At 57.0% G+C, this 19592-nt stretch carries 17 protein-coding genes; 9 read left to right on the top strand and 8 right to left on the bottom strand.

Translation table 11 applies throughout. The features are described 5' to 3' along the window. Window positions 1–2: 2 nt before the first annotated feature. Both hutH and K0I31_RS19605 read left to right on the top strand, forming a co-directional pair. Window positions 3–1535: a histidine ammonia-lyase gene (gene hutH / locus K0I31_RS19610; protein WP_220079467.1), complete on the top strand. Its 1533-nt coding sequence runs from the start codon at window positions 3–5 to the stop codon at window positions 1533–1535. A 150-nt stretch (window positions 1536–1685) separates the two neighbouring features. Beyond that, a complete protein-coding gene (locus K0I31_RS19605) occupies window positions 1686–2156 on the top strand; it encodes a PaaI family thioesterase (RefSeq protein WP_220079466.1) in 471 nt (156 codons plus the stop codon). A gap of 57 nt (window positions 2157–2213) precedes the next feature. Here the strand turns inward: K0I31_RS19605 and K0I31_RS19600 are convergent, their stop codons facing one another. Together K0I31_RS19600 and K0I31_RS19595 are read right to left on the bottom strand one after the other, a co-directional pair. Then, window positions 2214–2924, bottom strand: coding sequence for a DUF3157 family protein (locus K0I31_RS19600; RefSeq protein WP_220079465.1), 711 nt, complete (start codon window positions 2922–2924; stop codon window positions 2214–2216). Between the two features lie 93 nt (window positions 2925–3017). Further along, window positions 3018–3542 (bottom strand): porin family protein, encoded by a 525-nt coding sequence (locus K0I31_RS19595; RefSeq protein ID WP_220079464.1) that lies wholly within the window; start codon window positions 3540–3542, stop codon window positions 3018–3020. 183 nt (window positions 3543–3725) lie between these two features. Between K0I31_RS19595 and K0I31_RS19590 the strand changes: the two genes are divergently transcribed. Beyond that, entirely contained in the window at window positions 3726–4976 is a 1251-nt protein-coding gene (locus tag K0I31_RS19590; protein WP_220079463.1) for a mechanosensitive ion channel family protein, read from the top strand. Here K0I31_RS19590 and K0I31_RS19585 read toward each other — a convergent pair. After that, window positions 4973–5596: a LysE family translocator gene (locus tag K0I31_RS19585; RefSeq protein ID WP_220079462.1), complete on the bottom strand. Its 624-nt coding sequence runs from the start codon at window positions 5594–5596 to the stop codon at window positions 4973–4975. The two genes, K0I31_RS19590 and K0I31_RS19585, sit on opposite strands and share 4 nt — an antisense overlap. A 75-nt stretch (window positions 5597–5671) precedes the next feature. Next, window positions 5672–6223, bottom strand: a complete 552-nt coding sequence (locus tag K0I31_RS19580) for a lysophospholipid acyltransferase family protein (protein ID WP_220079461.1) — start codon at window positions 6221–6223, stop codon at window positions 5672–5674. 108 nt (window positions 6224–6331) lie between these two features. Here K0I31_RS19580 and K0I31_RS19575 point away from each other — a divergent pair, with 108 nt between their 5' ends. Further along, on the top strand, window positions 6332–6754 hold the full coding sequence (locus tag K0I31_RS19575) for a YybH family protein (RefSeq protein WP_011867543.1): 423 nt from the start codon (window positions 6332–6334) through the stop codon (window positions 6752–6754). Here K0I31_RS19575 and K0I31_RS19570 read toward each other — a convergent pair. Both K0I31_RS19570 and K0I31_RS19565 read right to left on the bottom strand, forming a co-directional pair. After that, window positions 6751–7557: an NRDE family protein gene (locus K0I31_RS19570; protein WP_220079460.1), complete on the bottom strand. Its 807-nt coding sequence runs from the start codon at window positions 7555–7557 to the stop codon at window positions 6751–6753. The two genes, K0I31_RS19575 and K0I31_RS19570, sit on opposite strands and share 4 nt — an antisense overlap. A gap of 62 nt (window positions 7558–7619) precedes the next feature. Continuing rightward, window positions 7620–9260, bottom strand: a complete 1641-nt coding sequence (locus K0I31_RS19565; protein WP_220079459.1) for a metal transporter — start codon at window positions 9258–9260, stop codon at window positions 7620–7622. 228 nt (window positions 9261–9488) lie between these two features. Here K0I31_RS19565 and K0I31_RS19560 point away from each other — a divergent pair, with 228 nt between their 5' ends. The 3 genes from K0I31_RS19560 (at window position 9489) to K0I31_RS19550 (ending at window position 15694) form a co-directional block, all read left to right on the top strand. Then, complete coding sequence (locus K0I31_RS19560) at window positions 9489–10082, top strand: YhgN family NAAT transporter (RefSeq protein WP_144204141.1); 594 nt, start codon at window positions 9489–9491, stop codon at window positions 10080–10082. Window positions 10083–10259: 177 nt separating this feature from the next. Continuing rightward, on the top strand, window positions 10260–12458 hold the full coding sequence (locus K0I31_RS19555; RefSeq protein ID WP_220079458.1) for an MGH1-like glycoside hydrolase domain-containing protein: 2199 nt from the start codon (window positions 10260–10262) through the stop codon (window positions 12456–12458). A gap of 380 nt (window positions 12459–12838) precedes the next feature. Then, the gene (locus K0I31_RS19550; RefSeq protein ID WP_220079457.1) at window positions 12839–15694 is read left to right on the top strand and encodes an immune inhibitor A domain-containing protein; all 2856 of its coding nucleotides are present in this window, start codon (window positions 12839–12841) and stop codon (window positions 15692–15694) included. Window positions 15695–15725: 31 nt separating this feature from the next. Here the strand turns inward: K0I31_RS19550 and K0I31_RS19545 are convergent, their stop codons facing one another. Next, a complete protein-coding gene (locus K0I31_RS19545) occupies window positions 15726–16292 on the bottom strand; it encodes a chorismate--pyruvate lyase family protein (protein ID WP_220079456.1) in 567 nt (188 codons plus the stop codon). A 174-nt stretch (window positions 16293–16466) separates the two neighbouring features. On the opposite strand from K0I31_RS19545, the gene K0I31_RS19540 reads away from it, so the two are divergent. Both K0I31_RS19540 and rlmF read left to right on the top strand, forming a co-directional pair. After that, window positions 16467–16874, top strand: a complete 408-nt coding sequence (locus K0I31_RS19540; protein ID WP_220079455.1) for a flagellar basal body-associated protein FliL — start codon at window positions 16467–16469, stop codon at window positions 16872–16874. A 43-nt stretch (window positions 16875–16917) separates the two neighbouring features. Further along, entirely contained in the window at window positions 16918–18126 is a 1209-nt protein-coding gene (gene rlmF / locus K0I31_RS19535) for a 23S rRNA (adenine(1618)-N(6))-methyltransferase RlmF (RefSeq protein ID WP_220079454.1), read from the top strand. Between the two features lie 23 nt (window positions 18127–18149). On the opposite strand, the gene K0I31_RS19530 is transcribed toward rlmF, so the two are convergent. Next, window positions 18150–19592 carry a TrkH family potassium uptake protein gene (locus K0I31_RS19530; protein WP_011867534.1) on the bottom strand — a complete coding sequence of 481 codons (1443 nt, stop codon included), beginning with the start codon at window positions 19590–19592 and terminating at the stop codon, window positions 18150–18152.

The following is a 19592-nucleotide window of genomic DNA, read 5'->3' as shown; positions in this document are numbered from 1 at the left end:
TAATGAGTCATCTAGTATTAAAGCCAGGCACCCTGAGCCTGGAACAGCTAAGAGCCATCAGCCGTGGCAAGGTGAGCCTGGAGCTGTGTGACAGCGCGGTTGCCGACATCAACACCAGTGCCGGTCTGGTACAGAAGGTGCTTGACGAAGGTCGCACCGTCTACGGCATCAACACAGGCTTCGGTCTGCTGGCCAACACTAAGATTGGTGAGCAGGATCTGCAGCTGCTGCAGCGCTCTATCGTGCTTTCACACGCCGCCGGTACCGGCCAGTATATGCAAGACGCGACCGTGCGCCTGATGATGGTGCTGAAGATCAACTCCCTGAGCCGTGGTTTCTCAGGTATTCGTCTCGAGGTGATCAACTTCCTGATCGCCTTGGTGAACGCCGAAGTCTACCCATGTGTGCCCGAGAAGGGCTCTGTAGGTGCCTCGGGCGACCTGGCGCCGCTGTCACATATGTGCCTGCCGCTGCTGGGCGAAGGCGAGATGAGCTACAAGGGGCAGATCATCTCGGCCGCCGAGGGCCTGGAGATCGCCGGCCTTAAGCCAATCGAACTGGCGGCAAAGGAAGGTCTGGCGCTGCTTAACGGCACTCAGGCTTCTACTGCGCTGGCGCTGGAAGGTCTGTTTAACGCCGAAGATCTGTTTGCGGCCAGTTCGGTGATCGGCGCCATGAGCGTCGAGGCCGCCATGGGCAGCCGTAGCCCATTCGACTCACGCATCCATGCGGCCCGTGGTCAGAAGGGTCAGATCGACTCGGCCGCCGTGTTCCGTCACCTGCTGGGTGATGAGTCTGAGATCAGCCTAGATCACATCAACTGTGAGAAGGTGCAGGATCCCTACTCACTACGTTGTCAGCCACAGGTGCTGGGTGCCTGTCTGACTCAGATCCGTCACGCCGCCGAGGTGCTGGCCACCGAAGCCAACGGCGTAACCGATAACCCACTGGTGTTCCAGGATACCGGCGACATCATCTCCGGCGGTAACTTCCACGCCGAGCCTGTGGCCATGGCGGCGGACAATCTGGCGATTGCTTTGGCCGAGTTGGGCTCCATCGCCGAGCGTCGTATCGCCCTGCTGATCGATTCTAACCTCTCTAAGCTGCCACCATTCTTGGTGGAAAACGGCGGGGTGAACTCAGGTTTCATGATTGCTCAGGTGACTGCGGCGGCCCTGGCCTCTGAGAACAAGACTTTCGCCCATCCAGCCTCGGTCGACAGCCTGCCAACCTCGGCCAACCAGGAAGATCACGTCTCTATGGCGACCTTCGCAGCGCGCCGTCTGCGCGATATGTCGGAAAACACCCGTGGCGTGCTGGCAGTTGAACTGCTGGCGGCGGCTCAGGGCCTGGATTTCCGCGCACCGCTGCAGCCAGCTACGGCCGTGGCTAAGGCTAAGGCCGAGCTGCGTGAGGTGGTGGCTTACTATGATAAGGACAGATTCTTCGGTCCGGATATCGAGGCGGCTACCGACCTGCTATTGAGCGCCAGCTACAACCAGTATCTACCGGCTGGCGTGCTACCTAGCCTCTAGTGGAAATGCTGTGAGCGAAAAGGGCCTTAGGGCCCTTTTTTATTGGATGGCGTATAGGGCCAACTAGGATCGGTATTAGTCCATAAGTCTGTGTTGCCATGAGGACGCTATCCCGTTAGCGTAGAAGGCCAATTTGTCGAGGAGTTTACTATGCAGGGAATCGCCTTTCAGGATGCCTACCCGGATGACCTGAGCCACTGCTATGGCTGTGGACGCAACAACGAGCAGGGGCATCAACTCAAGAGTTATTGGCGCGGCGAGCAGACCATAGCCCACTTCATGCCCAAGCCCTTTCATACGGCGATCCCCGGCTTCGTCTATGGCGGCCTTATCGCTTCGCTTATCGATTGTCACGGCACGGGCAGTGCCAGCGCCGCCGCCCAGCGCGCACTCGAACAGGCAGGGGAGCAGCTGGATGAGCCGCCAAGATTTGTCACCGCCGCCCTCAACATAGACTACCTGGCGCCGACCCCCATGGGCGTGGAGCTGGAGCTTGTCGGTGAGATCAAAGAGGTGAAGCCCCGCAAGGTGGTGGTGGAGATTGCCCTGTCGGCAGACGGTAAGCTGTGTGCCCGCGGCCATATGGTGGCGGTCAAGATGCCAGAGACCATGGCCGTATAGATAGGATAAAAAAACAGGCCACTAAGGCCTGTTTTTTTATGTTTGAATGGCGCTGAGTTAGCGCGAGCTCATGTCGATAATTTTCAGTGTCATCAGCTCCTTGCTCCACCTGGCCTTGTCGACGCCTTCGATCCAGAAGGTCTCGCTGTCGCGGGTCTGTCCCTTACGCAGATAGGTCTCGGGCACGCGGAAGATTGCCTGCCAAACGTTGACCGTCTCTGTCTTGATCAGCTCGCCCGAGTCGGCATACAGGCCGATCTCCATCTCGATGATCACATAGTTCTCTTCGCTGTTGCTGCTGAGCTCGAAGTTGAGTCCCAGGCGACCCTTGCTGTCCCACTGGCTCTTGAGGTAGCTCACCTTGGCGCCACCCTTGGCGGTGGAACGCAGCAGGTTGGCGTGATCCATGGCCGATGCCGTCATGGCGCCGCCCACGACAGGGCCGCTGGCGATCACCACAGGCTGCACCTTGGCGACGGGCTGGCTGATCTGCTCGGCTTGTGTCAGGGCTTGTGTATTAGATTGTGTATTAGCCTGTGTCTGGACTATCTCTGTCTCTTGGCTTTCTATCGCCAGGCCTTCTGTTGTGGCAGAGGTCTGAGGCGTCAGGAACACATATTCCCAGGTGAAGTCGGCGTTGAGTCTGACGGTGGCGCCATTTTCCAGGGTGATCAGCGCGACGGCATCGTCAGCCTTATCGGCTGCAAAGGCGGGAGCCATCAGGAGGAAGAGGGCCATGATGGCGCAGCTTTGTAGTGCTTTATACATTGAATTTAACCAGTTTTAGCGGTTTGTCTGTGGCCACTAGCATAGTCAAACTCGCGCTAAATTCCTATATGCCTGGATCGCGATTAGCGGATTTTAGTTGCTGTAGCCCAGACTGAAGAGCGCCGATTGGCTGGCCGAGTCATAACCCAGGCCGAGCACCAGATGACGGCCTAGCCGATAGCGGACGCCGAGCTCGCCGCCCCAGCGGGTCTCCCGCTCCGTCTCCCAAGTCGGCTTACCGTCGACGATGCGCGGCGAGATATTGTTGGTGTAGGAGTATTCCTGGGTGTAGGCGCTGGCGCCGCCGTAGAGGCTGAGGCTGTCTGTGAGTCCGTAGCTGAGGCCGAATCGCCACAGCTTATCCTGGGAATAGGCCTCGCTGGGGGCCTCGACTTCAATGTCCCGTTTCTGGCTCTGGGCATAGCCGAGATAGTAGCCCCAGTTGGCATAATTCCTGTCATAATGGCTGGGTGCCAGGGTGATACCATAGAGCGCCGACTCGGCCGGAATATAATCCAGGGTGATGGCCGTCTTGGGGCTTGGCCCCTGGGTTTGGTCTGCCGCTAAAAGGGGGCTGGCACCGACGAGCAAGACGGCGCCGAGTAGAGGCTTTAGCATAATTTTCTCCATCATCACGGGACAATGGATTGTTGAGAATCTCTGTATTACAGTCAATCAGATAGGCTAAAATAGCTTTTAAAATAGGTAGTTGTATCGCTTTTGTTGGTGTGCTGAAATGGCCTTGTTGCAGGCTCATTATCGGATTTGCCACAACAGGTGAATTTGCAAGGAGAGAGAATTTTGGATCAAGAATTACGCGCACAGGTGTCGCTCTGGTTGACCCACTTCGGCATAGATAGCCCCTCGGACGGGGTATCTACCGGCGTCATGGTCTTTGCCTGTCTGTTGATCGCCTTCATCGGCTATGTGGTGGTGAAACGCGGCGTGGTGAGCACAATGAACATAGTGATCCAGCGCTCTAAGGTGCGTTGGGACGACATCTTCATGCAGCACAGGGTGCTGGAGAAGCTGGCCAAGCTGGTGCCCGCCTTGATCCTCAACATCTTGTTGCCGCTGGCCTTGGTGGAGCATCCGCTGCTCAGCAGCCTGGCGGACAGACTGCTGGATGTGGCGATAGTGATCCTCTTCGTGCGTGCCGTCTACAGCGTGCTGGACGCGGGTAACGAGATCGCCGACGTCAACATGATCAGCCGTCGCCTGCCGATCAAGAGTTTCGTGCAGCTGCTCAAGCTGTTTATGTTCTTCGTCGCCATCATCATCTCGATCTCCGTACTGGCGGAGCAGTCGCCGGTCTACTTCCTCAGCGGCCTGGGTGTCGCCACGGGTCTGGTGATGTTGGTGTTTAAAGACACTATCTTGGGGTTCGTGGCCGGAATTCAGCTGGCGGCCAACCGTATGGTCAGCCCGGGTGACTGGATCCAGATGGATAAGTACGGCGCCGACGGTGCGGTGGAGGAGGTCTCTCTGACCACGGTCAAGGTGCAGAACTGGGACAAGACAATCACTATGATCCCCGCCTACGCCCTGGTGTCCGACGCCTTCAAGAACTGGCGCGGCATGTCTGAGTCGGGCGGCAGGCGTATCAAGCGGGCGGTCAATATCGATATCGACTCCATCGCCTTTCTCAGTGACGAACAGCTTAAACGCCTGGGTAAGATCAATCTGCTCAAGGATTACCTGGCCCGCAAAGAGGCGGAGATCGCCGAGTTCAACGCCAAGATTCAGGATGGCGATATGCCGGTGAATAGCCGCAACCTCACCAATGTCGGCACCTTCAGGGCCTATCTGCTGGAATATATGCGTAAGCACCCTAAGGTGCATCAGGAGATGACACTACTGGTGCGTCAGCTGGCGCCGACCACTGAGGGGTTACCCATAGAGATCTATATCTTCACCAACGATACCCGCTGGGCATTTTATGAGGATATTCAGGCGGATATCTTCGATCATATCTATGCGATTCTGCCTCAGTTTAACCTTAGGGCCTTCCAAGCACCGACCGGCGCCGATGTGCGTAGTCTTAAGGGTTAGTCTCGGGTGACGAGTATGGCGGCCAGGGTGAGAAATACGCCGCCGCTGGTGCGGTCGAACCAATGCAGACGGTTGCTGGCCCTGAGTTTTGGGGCCAGCACGTTTGCCATGCTGGCGTAGATCATCACGAAGCTGAAATCCACCAGGGCCCAGGTGAGCGCCAGTATGGCGAGCTGTGGCCCCTGGGGCGCCGTGATATCGATAAACTGCGGAAACAGGGCGCCGAAGAAGAGCAGATCCTTTGGATTGCTTATCCCCACCAGAAAGGCCTCTTTAAACATCTGCTTAGGCGAGCCCTTACCCTTGATGTGTTGCAGGTCCAGCCCCTGTGCGCTGGCCTTGGTCAGTATCAGCTTGATTCCCAGATAGATAAGGTAGGCCGCGCCGCAATACTTAAGCAGGGTAAAGCCATACTCTGTGGCGCTCAGCAGTGCGCCCAGGCCGGCGGCTGAGGCAAACATCAACAATAGGGCCGAGCTGACGCTACCCAGGGCAGTGGCCAGGCTGCGCACCTTGCCGAAATGGATCCCATGACTCATGGACAGCACCGCCATGGTGCCGGGAGAGATGGCGATAAGCAGGATCGCCGCCAGGTAAAGTAGCCAGGTATCTAAGTTCATCTGAGAATTGTATACAAAATGCCGGTGGCCGCACTATAACCAGTGCGACCCGATTTGGCAATCTGTTAGGCTGTCTTAGGCGTGGTAATCGGGGATGGCCTTGGCGTGGCGGCCCTTGATGGTGCGGTAGAAGTCGAGGATCTGCGCCATCTCCTTGTCGATATCGCCGGTGACGCTTATCGCCTCGGGGATCACCACTCGCTTACCGGCAAAATCTAGCGCTACCGTGACTATGGGCACCTGTGCTTTGGTGGCAATATGGTAGAAGCCTGTCTTCCAGCGTTTCACCGGGCTACGGGTACCTTCCGGTGCCAGGGCCAGCTTGAAATTAGGGTCTTGCTGAAACAGTTGCGCCGCGGCGTCCACCAGGTTGTTGTTCTTGCGGCGATCCACCGGGGTACCGCCGATGGCGCGGAACAGCCAGCCCCAGGGGGGAATAAACAGCTGATGCTTGCCGAGGAAATGGATCTTCTGCCCCAGGGCGCCCCTGGCCAATACGCCGACGATGAAGTCCCAGTTGCTGGTGTGGGGGCCGACGATGGCGATATATTGAGGCGCCTCGGGGAGTCGACCGTCTATAGTCCAGCCGCTGAGTTTGAGGATAGCTTTACACAAAGATTGAAACATAAATTAGGCTCTACTGAATCGGTCTAACGAGGCATTTTTATAGAGAAGATAATGCCTTAGTGAACATTTATTATATAATACAACTAATATTTCCCTCTGGAGAGGATGATGCATAAAAAAGGATGGATTTTACTGCTCCTGCTGCTGGGACTCCCGGTGCAGGCGGTACCGACGGATGATATCGCCAATATCCTGCGGGATCAGGAGGCGGCCTGGAATCGCGGCGATCTGGATGCCTATATGCAAGGCTACTGGCAGAGTGACAAGATGCGTTTCGTCTCGGGCAACAAATTCCGCTATGGCTGGGCCGAGACGCTGGCGGCCTACAAGAAGAACTATCCCGATAAGGCGACGCTGGGGCAGCTCAAGTTCACCATAGAAGAGACCAAGATGCTGAGCAATTATGCCGCCATCGTCGTGGGCCGCTGGCAGCTGACTCGGGTCAAAGACAAGCCTAACGGCGTATTTACCCTCTTGGTGGAGAAGATAGACGACAAGTGGGTGATCACGCACGATCACTCGTCGGATTAGGCTGTTTTAGGCGACTCGCCATCCATTTCGGCCCCTTGTTCGGGGCCGGTCTCAAACTTAAACACCTGCCTGCCCAGGTTTCTCCCCTTACCATCGTACCTGACCTCGACAAACTCACATCTGCCCTGTCTGTCTCGCAGCAGGATGGAGGTCGAGCGGGTGCCATATTCCGGATGCTTGATATAGATGGAGGAGAGTAGCCGCTCCCACTCCAGGGCGACGCCGGTTTGCGGCAGATCCGCATCGGGCGCCTGACGCTCATCTGTCATTATGGTCAGCAGGGCCTGAATATCTATCTCGTCACTTTGGGTGATCTCCCGCTCCAGGGCCTGGGTTCCCTTGGCCATCTTGGGCCAGATATCGTCGAGGGCGCCGTTGCTGATGGCATGAAAGCCAGGTGACAGTGGCTTCACCGTCTTGCTGACGCTGTGATAGCAGTAGAGTTCCAAGTCTTTCCCGAACAGCAGGTTAAAGGGGTTGTAGTGTTGGCTGTGTTCCCTGAGCCAGCCCGTAGTCATGGTCTGGGACTGGGTCAGCGCCTTGATCACCAGATCGCCCCGGCTGTGTCGATTGGCCTCGTGCAGCTCGGGGGCACGAATGTTGGTGAGCGCGGCAATTTCGCCCTGGCGATTCACCCCGAGCCAGCTGCCTCCGGCCTCGAGATCTTTGCCTGCCAGCAGCCGATTGTCAGGGGGCCAGAAGTGGGCCGGCTCTGTGGGTCTATGGTGAAACTCGTCCCGATTGGCACAGAGGATCAGTGGATACTGGGGATGTACCTCGAGGGCGACGAAGAGAATGCACATGGATGGCTCCAGAGGGGGCGTTTGTCTCTAACTTAGCCCCCTGCGGCGAGAAAAGCTATCCCCTAGTGCTGGCCATGCTCATGATGATGTGTGTGCTTGTGCTCATGGCTGTCCTTGTGCTCATGGCTGTGCTTGTGTTCATGACCGTTAGCAGGTTCATGGCTGTGGTCATGACTATTCGTATGCGCATGGCTGTGATCATGAGCCTTAGGCTTCCACAACATGATGCGGGCCATAAACTTTCGCGGCCCAAGTCGTAGCAGGCTGGCGGCAAACAGCATGGCGACCAGTGCCAGACTCAGCTGGTTGACCGTCTCGGGCAGGCTGAGCAGCCGGCTCCACTCAGGGATCAACCAGTGGGTGCCCAGCAGACAGAGGCCGATCACCCCTGTGAGCGCCAGACGTTGGGTCCAGTCCATCAATTTCAGCTGCGCCAGGTTAAAGACGGGCGCCGCCAGCAACACCAGCATCACGGCTTCCATGGTCCAGCCGCTGTAGGCCAGCGCCAGCGCCAATACCGCGCCGCCGAGATTACAGAAACGCATCGGCAGAAGCAGCAGGAGCAATACGCCAACCTGCACCAGAGGTGAGGTGAGGGGCACAGACGGGTGGCCGATAAGGTTGGCCAGCACCAGGCTGAGGATGATCCAGGGGGCGCTGCGATCCACCAAGTGGGCGAAGCCGAAGCGCCAGGCCGACCCCGGTAGTCCATGATGGGGATCCGTGGGTTCGACTCGGGTCATGGTGAGTAAGATCCCCACCAATGTCAGGCCGATCAGCTGGATAAATGCCAGGCTAGGCCCAAGCAACAGCAGGGTGATCACCAGAGCCTCTGGCCCCGCCAGGCGTTGCAGCCAGCGCTGGCTCAGGCGCTCATGGTGAGGCGACAGGCCAAACAGGTAGCGCATCGCCGCCAGGCTATAGCTCAGCAGGAGCACAGGCGCCAGGGTCAGCAGCCAGTCCAGCAGTTGATCGCTGCTGTGGCTGTGTTCGTGATGGTCGTGGCCGCCGGAGTCGAACGCCAGCAGCACAAACAGCAGGGTGATACCCAACAGGCTGCCTATGCCGGCCTGATATTCATACTTGCCCTGTTTGTCGTCTATGGTGTGGCCATGGGGCTGATGCAGCACCACGTGCAGAATCGAGCCGGTGACGAAGGCCTGCAGATAGACGGTATTGTCCAGGCTTAGCTGCGCCAGTAACTGCTCGCCGGCGAAATAGCCCACGCCTGTCAGCAGCATCATGCCGCCCAAGACTATGGATGCCCAGCGACTACCGACCTGAGGCTTAAGCAGCCACCAGATTGCCAGCCCCACAGGCAGACGATGCAGAATCACCCCAAGAGCCAACAGGCTGGAGTTACCGTCCTGCTGGGCCAGCACCATAGCGCCGCCGTCGGTGAGGGTATGTAGCAGGAGTCCGCCTATGCCTAGTGTCAGGGTCAGGTTATGGGTGACCTCTGAGTAGCGGTGAAACAGGCGCTCGCTCAGGGTCGGGCCCCAGAGGCCGACGACAACAAACAGCAGGGAGAGGAAACCGCCGTGCTCCAGGAGCTCGGGCAGAATATGGATCAGCACCAGGCCGCCAAGGGACACGAAGATGAAACCATCCAAGCCTTTTTGCAGACCTGTCCCCGTCGTAAAGAAACGATAGAAGAGAGGGCCTAGCAGGAGTGCAATACAACTGGCGACGAGATAGTACATATAAGTGTTAACAAGGGAGCCTAGAAAGCCAGCTAGTATATCAGTCTTATGTCTGCCAATCGAACAATTAACCCGAGGGGCAAAAGAATTTACATGACGCGCACCCGATGGCGCCCCCGAGGACGGCGGAAAAACCTTGGAAGAGTGTCGATTTTGTTATCTTAGCTACTGATTAATATTGTCATTAAGTTATACAATATAGGTTCAACTTTTGACGAATATTGAGCTATGGACATCTTTTCTGCTGCGGTAATGTTGTTTTTGATCATGGACCCCCTGGGGAATTTACCCATTTTCGCCTCGATTCTTCGTCATATCGAACCTAAGAAGCGGCGCAAGGTGTTGGTGCGGGAGCTGATCTTCGCGCTGATCATCATGCTGCTCTTCCTGTTTGCCGGCGAGGCGATTCTCAGCTTCTTAAACCTGAGATCTGAGTCGGTCAGTATCGCTGGCGGCATCATACTCTTCCTTATTGCTATCAGGATGATCTTCCCCCAGCCAGGTGGTGTGGTGGGGCTGGCGGCCGGTGAAGAGCCCTTTATCGTGCCTATGGCGATCCCCCTGATGGCCGGCCCATCTGTGTTGGCGGCGCTTATCCTGCTGGCCCATACCGACAGCTCGCGCATGATGGACTGGACCATAGCCCTGTTTGCCGCCTGGGTGGCCAGCGCCGTGATTCTGCTCTTCTATAAGCTGTTTACCAAACTTCTGGGTGAGAAGGGTCTGACGGCGGTGGAGCGCCTGATGGGTATGGTGTTGGTGATGATCTCTGTACAGATGTTCCTCGACGGTGTGGCTAAATATATCGCTCATGCCGCATAAGGAACATGGGCGCTTGCCGTAATGGTCGGCGCCTTCACTTTTCTGACCCGAACAATCGCGATTTATCCTTTGTCTTAAGGCCGTAACAGCTGTTTGAGGGTAAGAGATCTCCTTGCATCTCGGAAGAGACTCTGGAATGATTTGAATATTGTATTCAATTGACCCTTGAGTGATCCCATGACGCGTCTGCCTGCGCTATCTGTTCGCCGCCTCCTGCTGCTTTCTCTGTCTCTTCTCTGCTCTCTGCCCTCTGTTTCTGTGGCGCAGGCCAGCGAGTATCGGGATCTGCTCAATTATCGGGGTACGCCCAGCACCATGGAGCAGCGTGACCAGCAGGGTAACCTGACGATTCCCGCCGTCTACATGGATCTGGGGGCCTGGCATGGCTTTCATCTGCCCGATACGCCGACTCACTATGGCAGTTTTACAGGCCCGTTGTTTATCGCCCAGGAGTACAGCCTGCACCTGAGCGATAGCCTGCAGCGGCTGCAGCTGATCTCGGGGGAGACGGGTCAGGGTGTGGATCTGGCCAAGGCGGAGCAGGTTGAGATCTACAGCGAGCCCTGGGGACTGGTGCAGCGCTTTCGCTTCAAGGATCTTGAGCTCTCCACCACCCTGGAATATAGCGATAATCGCACCGCCATCGTCTCGACCAAGTTACTTAACCTGACTGACAAGCCAGGTTCCTGGCGTCTGAGCTGGTCGGGCAGCCCCTTTGCCACTCATCCCAAACTGAAGCAGTATCGCTTGGTCGATAAACGGCTGCTGAGCGATGGCGCCGTGACCTGGCAGTTTACTTCCATAGATCAGACCTGGCAGATGCAGCTCGATGATGCCAGTTATCGGCTGGCATTTGAGCAGACGGTAACCCTATCGACCGAGGGGCCCCAGGGCTATCGCGCCGACAGTGGGCTGTTGACCTTGGCACCGGGAGAGGCGGTGGTGCTACGCGCCGCTCACCAGTATTTTCATACTCAAGTCGAGGCCAGGCGCGCAGCTAAGCTTGATTGGCCTACTGTGACAGCGAAGCTTGCGGCCAATCGGTCCCGTTGGCAACAGCGGCTGGATAAGCTAGTACGCGGTGGCGAGCTACCGGCTAGACGTCTGGCCGCCAAGGCCATGGTGACCCTGCTGCACAACTGGCGTAGCCCAGCGGGCGCCCTGCTGCATGACGCCGTCACCCCGTCTGTGACCTATAAGTGGTTCAACGGGGTCTGGGCCTGGGACAGCTGGAAACAGGCGGTGGCGCTGGCGCAGTTCGATGTGGCGCTGGCCGAGTCGAACGTGCTGGCGATGTTTGACTATCAGTTTGATGCCAAGGACCCGCTGCGCCCCGAGGATGCGGGCAACCTGCCAGACGCCATCTTCTATAACCCAGATGCCAGCCGCGGCGGCAAGGGGGGCAACTGGAATGAGCGTAACGGCAAGCCACCATTGGCGGCCTGGGCCGTATGGCAGATCTACCAGCAGAGCCAGGATAAGGCGTTGATTACCAGACTCTACCCTAAGCTGGTTGCCTACCATGAATGGTGGTATCGCAATCGAGACCATAACCACAACGGCCTTGCGGAATATGGAGCCAATCGTCATCCCCGCCATGGCGAGCCGGGTAAGCCGGACAGTGAGGCGGTGATCGAGGCGGCGGCCTGGGAGTCTGGCATGGACAATGCGCCGCGCTTCGACATGGGCGATGGGCTCCAGGTGCTAGAAAATTATGATGCTAAGGGGCGACTGCTGGGTTACTCCATCTCCCAAGAGTCTGTGGATCTCAACAGTTATCTGTATGCAGAGAAGGGCTATCTGGCGCAGATGGCCGAGTTACTGGGCTTAGATAGCGAGGCGGCGGTTTGGCGTGCGCAGGCGGCTCGCCTTGGACAGCTGATCCGCAGCGAGTTTTTCGATGAGCAGAGTGGCTTCTTCTACGACAGACGCTTAGCGGGTGAGCGCTCACATCTGATGATCGCCCAGGGTAAGGGGGTTGAGGGCTGGCTGCCGCTGTGGTCCGGCGCCGCCAGTCAGGCTCAGGCGGAGCGGATGATCGCCACTCAGCTCAACGCTTCGAACTTCGGGACTAAGCTGCCCTTTCCCACGGTGAGCGCCGACAATTCGGCCTTTGCCCCGCGGCGTTACTGGCGCGGTCCCGTCTGGCTGGATCAGGCGCTGTTTGGCCTGCTGGGAGTCTCCCGCTATGGTCACGACGAGCTGGCGCGGCGCCTCGCCACTCGGCTGGTGAATGAAGCCGAAGGTGTACTGGGTGATAGCCCCATTCGGGAAAACTATGATCCCCTGACCGGGGACGGGCTGCACTGCACCAACTTTAGCTGGTCCGCCTCTGTGCTGCTGCTCATCTATCGCAGCTGGCTCAGCACTGATTGAGGCAGAGATAAGAGGAAAGCGTGGCATGGCGATTGGCCGCGCTTCTCGCTATTTAGCCGCTGACCTATACCTCTTTAGTGAAAAATAGCACTTTTACTCTACTCTACAGGGAAAAATACTGTTAATGTCTTGTAGTGGACCTTGGGTGTTGTTGTTACGTTTGCCGCTAAGTGGGCGTTAACACCCGTCTGGCCGAGTCACCGGCCGCTTAACTCACGCGTTTTTGTGTCGATTTTTATTGGCAATCTAAATGCCTATAGCGATGAGTTAGCCCCCTTCCCAAGTCCCCACTAAAATTATCTAAGTTAGGCAGCCTTAGGGTCACCCAGCGGGGAAGGCGTTCCGTTTGGGGATAAATACAGGCACAAGGAATTTTTAGCATGAAGAGACAGTATTATGCCGGTGCGTTGTCCGCATTGAGCCTCTCCCTCCTGCTGATTGGCGCGTCGGCAAATGCCGCCCCGATCACCATGAAGGAAGTGACTGGCGTGGCCGACGCCGGGGTGATTAACGAGCAGCAGATCCTCTATTGGCTGGTGAAGCGTGGTGAGTTGGCCAGTGATGCCAGCGAGGCGGAGAAGCGCGCCGCGATTAAGGCTTACACCCAGAGAGCCAAGGGCTATCAGGAAAAAGGCGGTCAGGTTCAGGCCAAGCTGGAATCTCAGCAGAGTATGCGTCAGAAGGCCCAGCAGAAGGCGCGGGTGATGTCCTTCGTGACGCCCCAGGCCGACGCAGATGTGACTAAGACGGTGAAGGTATTGGGTGTGCTGATCGACTTTCCCGATCTGCCCCACGACAACAACCGCCTGACAGCCGCCGATACGCCCATGTATTACTCGAGCTACCCTGTCGCCCACTATCAGGATCTCATGTTCTCGACGACCGGATTTGCCGGCCCTCAGGGGCAGAACCTGTTGACCGGGTATCAATATTATCAGGCGGAATCTGGCGGAAGCTTCTATTTCACCGGTAAGGTCTATGGCTGGTATACCGCCAACCAAAACGCGGCCTATTACGGGCAGAATGACCCCAACAACGACGATGACGACAAGGCGGTGCCCGAGCTGGTGAAAGAGGCGGTGACTCAGGCGCTGGCCAGCATGACGCCCAGCGAAATCGCTTCGTTCGACGTGGAAGACCCTTATGATCTCGACGGCGACGGCAACCTCAATGAGGCCGACGGCGATATAGACCATGTGATGCTGTTTCACTCCAGCATAGGCGAAGAGGCCGGTGGCGGTGTCTTGGGTGACGATGCCATCTGGTCGCACCGTTACTTTGTCTACGAGGGCAATTCGCCTGGCTATGAGATCCCTGGTACGGGCAAGAAGGTTTTTGGTTACACGGTTCAGCCCATAGATGCGGCCGCCGGTGTGGTCGCCCATGAATTTGGCCACGATCTCGGCCTGCCTGACGAGTACGACACCAGCAACAGCGGCGACGGTTCGCCCGTGGGCTCCTGGTCTATCATGTCTGGCGGTAGCTGGACCGGGGATATCCCTGGCAGTCAGCCGACAGGCTTTAGCCCCTATGCCCGCTCTTACCTGCAAAACAAGTATAAGGGCAAGTGGATCAACGAGACTCAGGTGGATCTGGCCTCTATCCCGACGGGTGGTCAGGAGGTACTGCTGGCCGAGGCCGTCAATGCCAATCAGGTGAACCAGATCTCTATTCCTCTGCCTTCGGATAATATTCCCTTCAAGCAGCCCTATGCCGGCAGCTATCAGTACTATTCGGGTCAGGGTAATCTGCTGAGCACGGCGGCCTCCTTTAGCCTGGATTTTCCGGCGAGCAGCAGTCTAACCCTGAAGATGAAGGCGCACTGGAGCATAGAGACAGATTATGATTATGTGCAGGTGAAGGTGGGCGATGTGGCCTTAGCCGGTAATCACACCAAGGCCAGCAACATCATCAATAACGCCAAGAACATCATCACAGGTAAGTCTTCTGATGTGGCGGGTGCCGAAGGCGCAGATTCTTGGGTGGAGCTAAGCTTCGACCTCAGTGCCTATGCAGGTAGCAGCGATCGTCAGATCAGCATCGTCTACTTTACCGATGAGGCGGTGGGCGACTATGGTTTCGTGTTCGATGAGCTTAAGGTGCTCGACGGTGAGTCGGTTATCTACAGCGACGGCGCCGAGGAGCCAAATACCATGGCGCTCAACGGTGGCTTTGCCAGAATCGATAACACCCGTCCGGGCAAGCCGCGCCGCTACCTGGTACAGCTGCGCAGCTACAACGGCGTCGATGCCGGATTGAAGAGTCATGCCTACGAGCCGGGTGTCTTGCTCTGGCTTGAGAACTTCAACGAGTCCGACAACAACTCCAGCAAGCATCCAGGCAGTGGTCTGATCGGCGTAGTCGATGCCGATCAGGTGCTTATCGGCACCAATGGCACGGCGACTCAGATCCGCGATGCCACTTTTAGCCTGTATAACCAGTCCACCTATTTTGGTGATGACCATCTGGCGGGCAACAGCCTGTTTGATGACAGCCAGGACTATAGTGCGCCACTCAAGCCGCAGGCGGGCATCATACTGCCAGAGCTGGGCCTGACTATGGAGGTGGTTACCCAGAGCACGGATTCCAGCAGCGCCAAGGTACGCTTCGAATATTCGGGTACTGTGACGCCTCCGCCAGCGCCTGGGGCATTGAGCGCCTCTATCGCTAAGACACAAGAGGGTGCGAGCGTCAGCTTCAGCGCCAACGTGACAGGTGGTGACGGCAGCTATCAGTATGCCTGGAACTTTGGTGTCAGCGGCGCTGCTAGCACCCTCGCGGCGCCAACCTATGTGTATCAGACCTCGGGAAGCTATCAAGTCACCCTGACGGTGACAGATGGCGCCGGTGAGTCGGTCACAGCTAACACTCAGGTGACGGTCGTCATCCAGCCTGTGGCGGATTTCAGTTATAAGGCCAGCGATCTGACGGTGACCTTTAGCAACCAGTCCAATCAAGGCGTTGGCTCGCTGAGTTATGCCTGGAACTTCGGCGATGGGCAGACGAGCACGGCCGCCTCGCCGACACACACCTATGGTGCGACGGGTAGCTATACAGTGACTTTGACTGTGACCGATGAGGCCAATAATCAGGCGAGCAAGAGCCTGACGCTGACGGTGACCGCTCCCGTGGTGCAGCCGCCTGTGGTCGAGACCAAGCAGGATTCGGGTGGTGGTAGTCTGGGGTGGATCAGCCTGTCATTGTTGATGCTCCTGGGACTGCGCCGCAGAAGCTAAACAAAAAAACGCCTCATTAAGAGGCGTTTTTTTATGCCAGCCGGTCGATGAGCTGGCGGGCCTTGGGCAGGAAGATTTCGCTGACGATCAGCTGCTGATCCCCATGACTGAAGTAGCGTCTGCGGCCCCATAGGGGATGGTGACTCTCCTGTTCCAGCGAATCGATCAGTTTGGCGAGGGAGTCGCAGGCGGTAAACTCGCCGACCTCTATCTTGCCCGGGGTGAAATCGCCACTGGTGAACAGCAGCTCGCCCAAGGGGCGGGTGCCCAGCGAGAGGAAGTTATCCTGGGCGCTGTCCATCATGGCGCCGGGAACGAGCGTGCGGGCAAATACCCAGGGGATGCCATCGAGACAGAGCAGCACTTCTCTAATCCAGGCTTGCCCTTGGTGGGGCAATTCGCCCGGGAAGGGAGGCAACATGGCCTCGCCTAACACCTTGACCTCAAATTGATTGCAGTGAGACCTGAGTTTTTGGGTTAAACTACCGGAAGCTAATAGCCACTCCCTGAAGGGGCTCGGTGGCAGCTGGGGAATTTGATCCGGTGAATGCCATTGAATGGATTCACCATAGGGGAAGCTTAACCTGGTCACACTCATTAAATTCTCGGTACAATACTCAAAAACGTCAGCAGTTTATCACGACGAGGCTTTGATGTCGGTAATTAAAGCCTTGAGTACTAAAGCATCTAAGTATCGGTGCCGTTAATAAGGTATCGCCTGGCTGAAAAACGAGTGTTGACCATCAAATCATGAACGGAGTATTCGTCTAATATGAAAAAGTTTGCGCTGCTGTGCCTCATGCTAGTGATCAGTGTACTGAGCCTGGGGGCGTATGCCGAAGAGGAAGAGGTGGTCGATACCTACGCCTATTACGGTTTTGAGCCCGATATTGTGACCAACTATATCTCCAACCGTAAGAAGCTGGGCTTTGTGAAGATCAGTGTCGAGCTTATGGTGAAGGTGCCGGAAGATCTGATCGTGCTTGAACATCACGACCCGCTGCTGCGCGCCGCCATCATAGAGATCTTAGGGGCGCAGACAGAAGACAAGGTGAAATCACTGACTGGCAAGGAGGAGATCCGCCGCGAGTGCTACGATACCCTGAATCGTCTGCTGGAGCAGGAGATAGGCAAGCCGCTTATCGTCAACCTGCTGTTTACTAAATACCTGTACGATTAATGTGTTATGGGCTGCATGCCGTGCGTGCAGCCAGGATCCCCTGATGACCCCGTCTCGAAAGCCCGCGCGCCCCGGCGCCAAGAAAGTTGTTTCTCAAAAACCGTCTGCTAAGGCCTCAAGGCCAAAGCCTTCGTCTCAAACTCAACCAAAAGCTAAGCCAAATTCTAAGCCAAAAGCTAAGCCAGAATCGAAACCACAAGCAAAATCACAAGCAAAACTAAAAGCCAAGTCTAAGCCAGCTGAGGGCAAGACTCAGGGGGCAAGCAAGGGGCTGCACCCTCGTAATCTCCATGGGCAGGGCTATGACTTCGAGGCGCTGATGGATACCACACCGGAGCTTAAGCCCTTCGTGCGTCCCAATCCCTATGGCAACTTGTCTATCGACTTTGCCGATCCCAGGGCGGTGAAGCTGCTGAATCTGGCGCTGCTCAGGCTGCATTATGGATTGAGCTATTGGGATATTCCCGAGGGTTTTCTCTGCCCGCCTATCCCGGGTCGTGTGGACTACCTGCACTATCTAGCGGATCTGTTGGCCGAATCGGCTCCCGGGAGCAAGGGGGTTAAGCCTAATACGGCTAATGTGGCTAAGGTGCCTAGGGGGGAGCGAGTGGTCGCCCTGGATATCGGCACAGGCGCTAATGGCATCTATCCACTGCTGGGCCATCAGGTCTACGGTTGGCGCTTTGTGGCAAGTGATATCGACTCTGTCTCGCTGGCCAATGTCGAGCGGATCATAGCAAACAATCCACAGCTGGCGGGCAAGCTGAGCCTACGCCTGCAGTCAGATTCGAAACAGATCTTTACCGGTATTATCAGGGCCGAGGACAGGTTCGATCTGACTCTGTGCAATCCGCCATTTCATGCCTCGCTGGCGGAGGCGAGTAGAGGCAGCGAGCGTAAGCTGAAGAATCTGGCGGCTAACAAGCGAGCCAAGGGACATGAAGTCGCGAAGGGGCAGGAGAAGCTCAACTTCGGCGGCCAGAAGGCGGAGCTCTGGTGCGAAGGGGGAGAGCAGGCCTTTCTCGGCCAGATGATCCGTGAGAGCCGGGATTTCGGCTCACAGTGTCTCTGGTTTACTTCTCTGGTATCGAAGAAGGAGAACCTTAAGCCCTGCTATCGTCTGCTTGAGCAGGTGGGGGCAAAGCGGGTAGAGACACTGGAGATGGCACAAGGTAATAAGTTGACCCGTGTGTTGGCCTGGACCTTCCTAACGCCTGAGCAACACCGCCTCTGGGGCCTGTATCGCGTTTAGTCAGGCCCTAGGCGCTAGTTCGCTTAGTACTTCCAGAAGTTAGGGTGGAAGAGCACCGCCACCGTCAGGATCTCCAGACGCCCCAGCAGCATGCCGATGGCCAGTGACCACTTGGCGATGTCCGGCAGGCTGGAGAAGTTCCCCGCCGGGCCGATCACTGGCCCAAGCCCTGGGCCCACATTGGTCACCGCCGTCACCGCGCCGGTAAAGCTGGTGGTCGGGTCGAGTCCGGTAGACACCAAGATCACCGACAAGAGCACTATCACCAGCATAAATAGTAGGATGAAGGTGACCAGGGAGCGCACGATATCTTCTGTGATGGGGCGTCCGTTGTAGCGCTCCTTGAAGATACCGTTAGGGTGGAACTGTTGTTTCAGCTGCTCGCGCATGATGGCAATGGCGATCTGGAAACGGAAGATCTTAATTCCCCCAGAGGTAGAACCCGAACAGCTGCCGGCAAACATCAGGAAGAGGAAGGCTACGTTGGCCACCGCGCCCCATGAGGTGTAGTCGGTGAGACCGTAGCCTGTGGTTGTCACCACCGAGACCACGTTAAAGCTGGCCAGGCGCAGGGCGTCGGCCGCCGTCATCTCGTGTCCGTGCCAGAGCCAGAAGGCCAGGCTGCAGGAGACGAATGCCAGGAAGATGAGGTAGCCCTTCACCTGGGCGTCGTTCCAGATCCGCAGCGAACGTTGGGACAGGCTATGAACAAACATCAGCAGGGGTAAGCCGCCGGCTGCCATGAAGATGGTGCCGACCCAGTGGGCTGGCTTAGAGAAGGCCGCCATGGAGCTGTCTGAGGTGGAGTAGCCGCCGGTGGAGAGTGTGGTCATGGCATGGTTGATCGCCTGAAACCAGGTCATCCCCGCCAGGTGGTAGGCCACACCGCAGCAGACCGTCAGTATGATGTAGACATAGAAGAGGTGCTTGGCCATATCTTGGGTGCGAGGCACCGCCTTGTCGCTCCAGTCCGAAGATTCGGTGCGAAACAGCCGCATACCGCCCACGTTGAGAAACGGCAGAATGGCCACCGCCATCACGATAAAGCCTATTCCCCCCAGCCATTGCAGCAGCGAGCGCCAGATCAGAATACTGTGATCCATGGTATCCAGGCCGGACAGCACGGTAGAGCCAGTGGTAGTGATCCCCGACATGGTCTCGAAGAAGGCGTCTGTGTAGTTGATGCCGTGATAGAGGGTGAAGGGCATGGCCGCAAACAGGCTGACGATAAACCAGGTTAGGCTGGTGAGCAGAAACATATCGCGGATATTGAGGCGGATGTTTTCGCTCTGCCCCTGATGCATGCAGGCGCTGGCGCAGGTGCCTGTGATCAGCGAGGCGATCATGAAGGCGCCCACCGTCTCTTCACCATAGAGTAGGGCGAAGAGCAGCGGAAAAAACATAAAGGCGGTCAGGGTCGACAGGAACACGCCTAAGATAAAGAGTAGCGGCCGAAAATTTAGCAT

The organism is Shewanella spartinae (assembly GCF_019457555.1).
Lineage (GTDB): Bacteria > Pseudomonadota > Gammaproteobacteria > Enterobacterales > Shewanellaceae > Shewanella > Shewanella loihica.
Note: the sequence above shows the minus strand (reverse complement) of the source record. Positions and strands in the feature narration are given on the sequence as shown.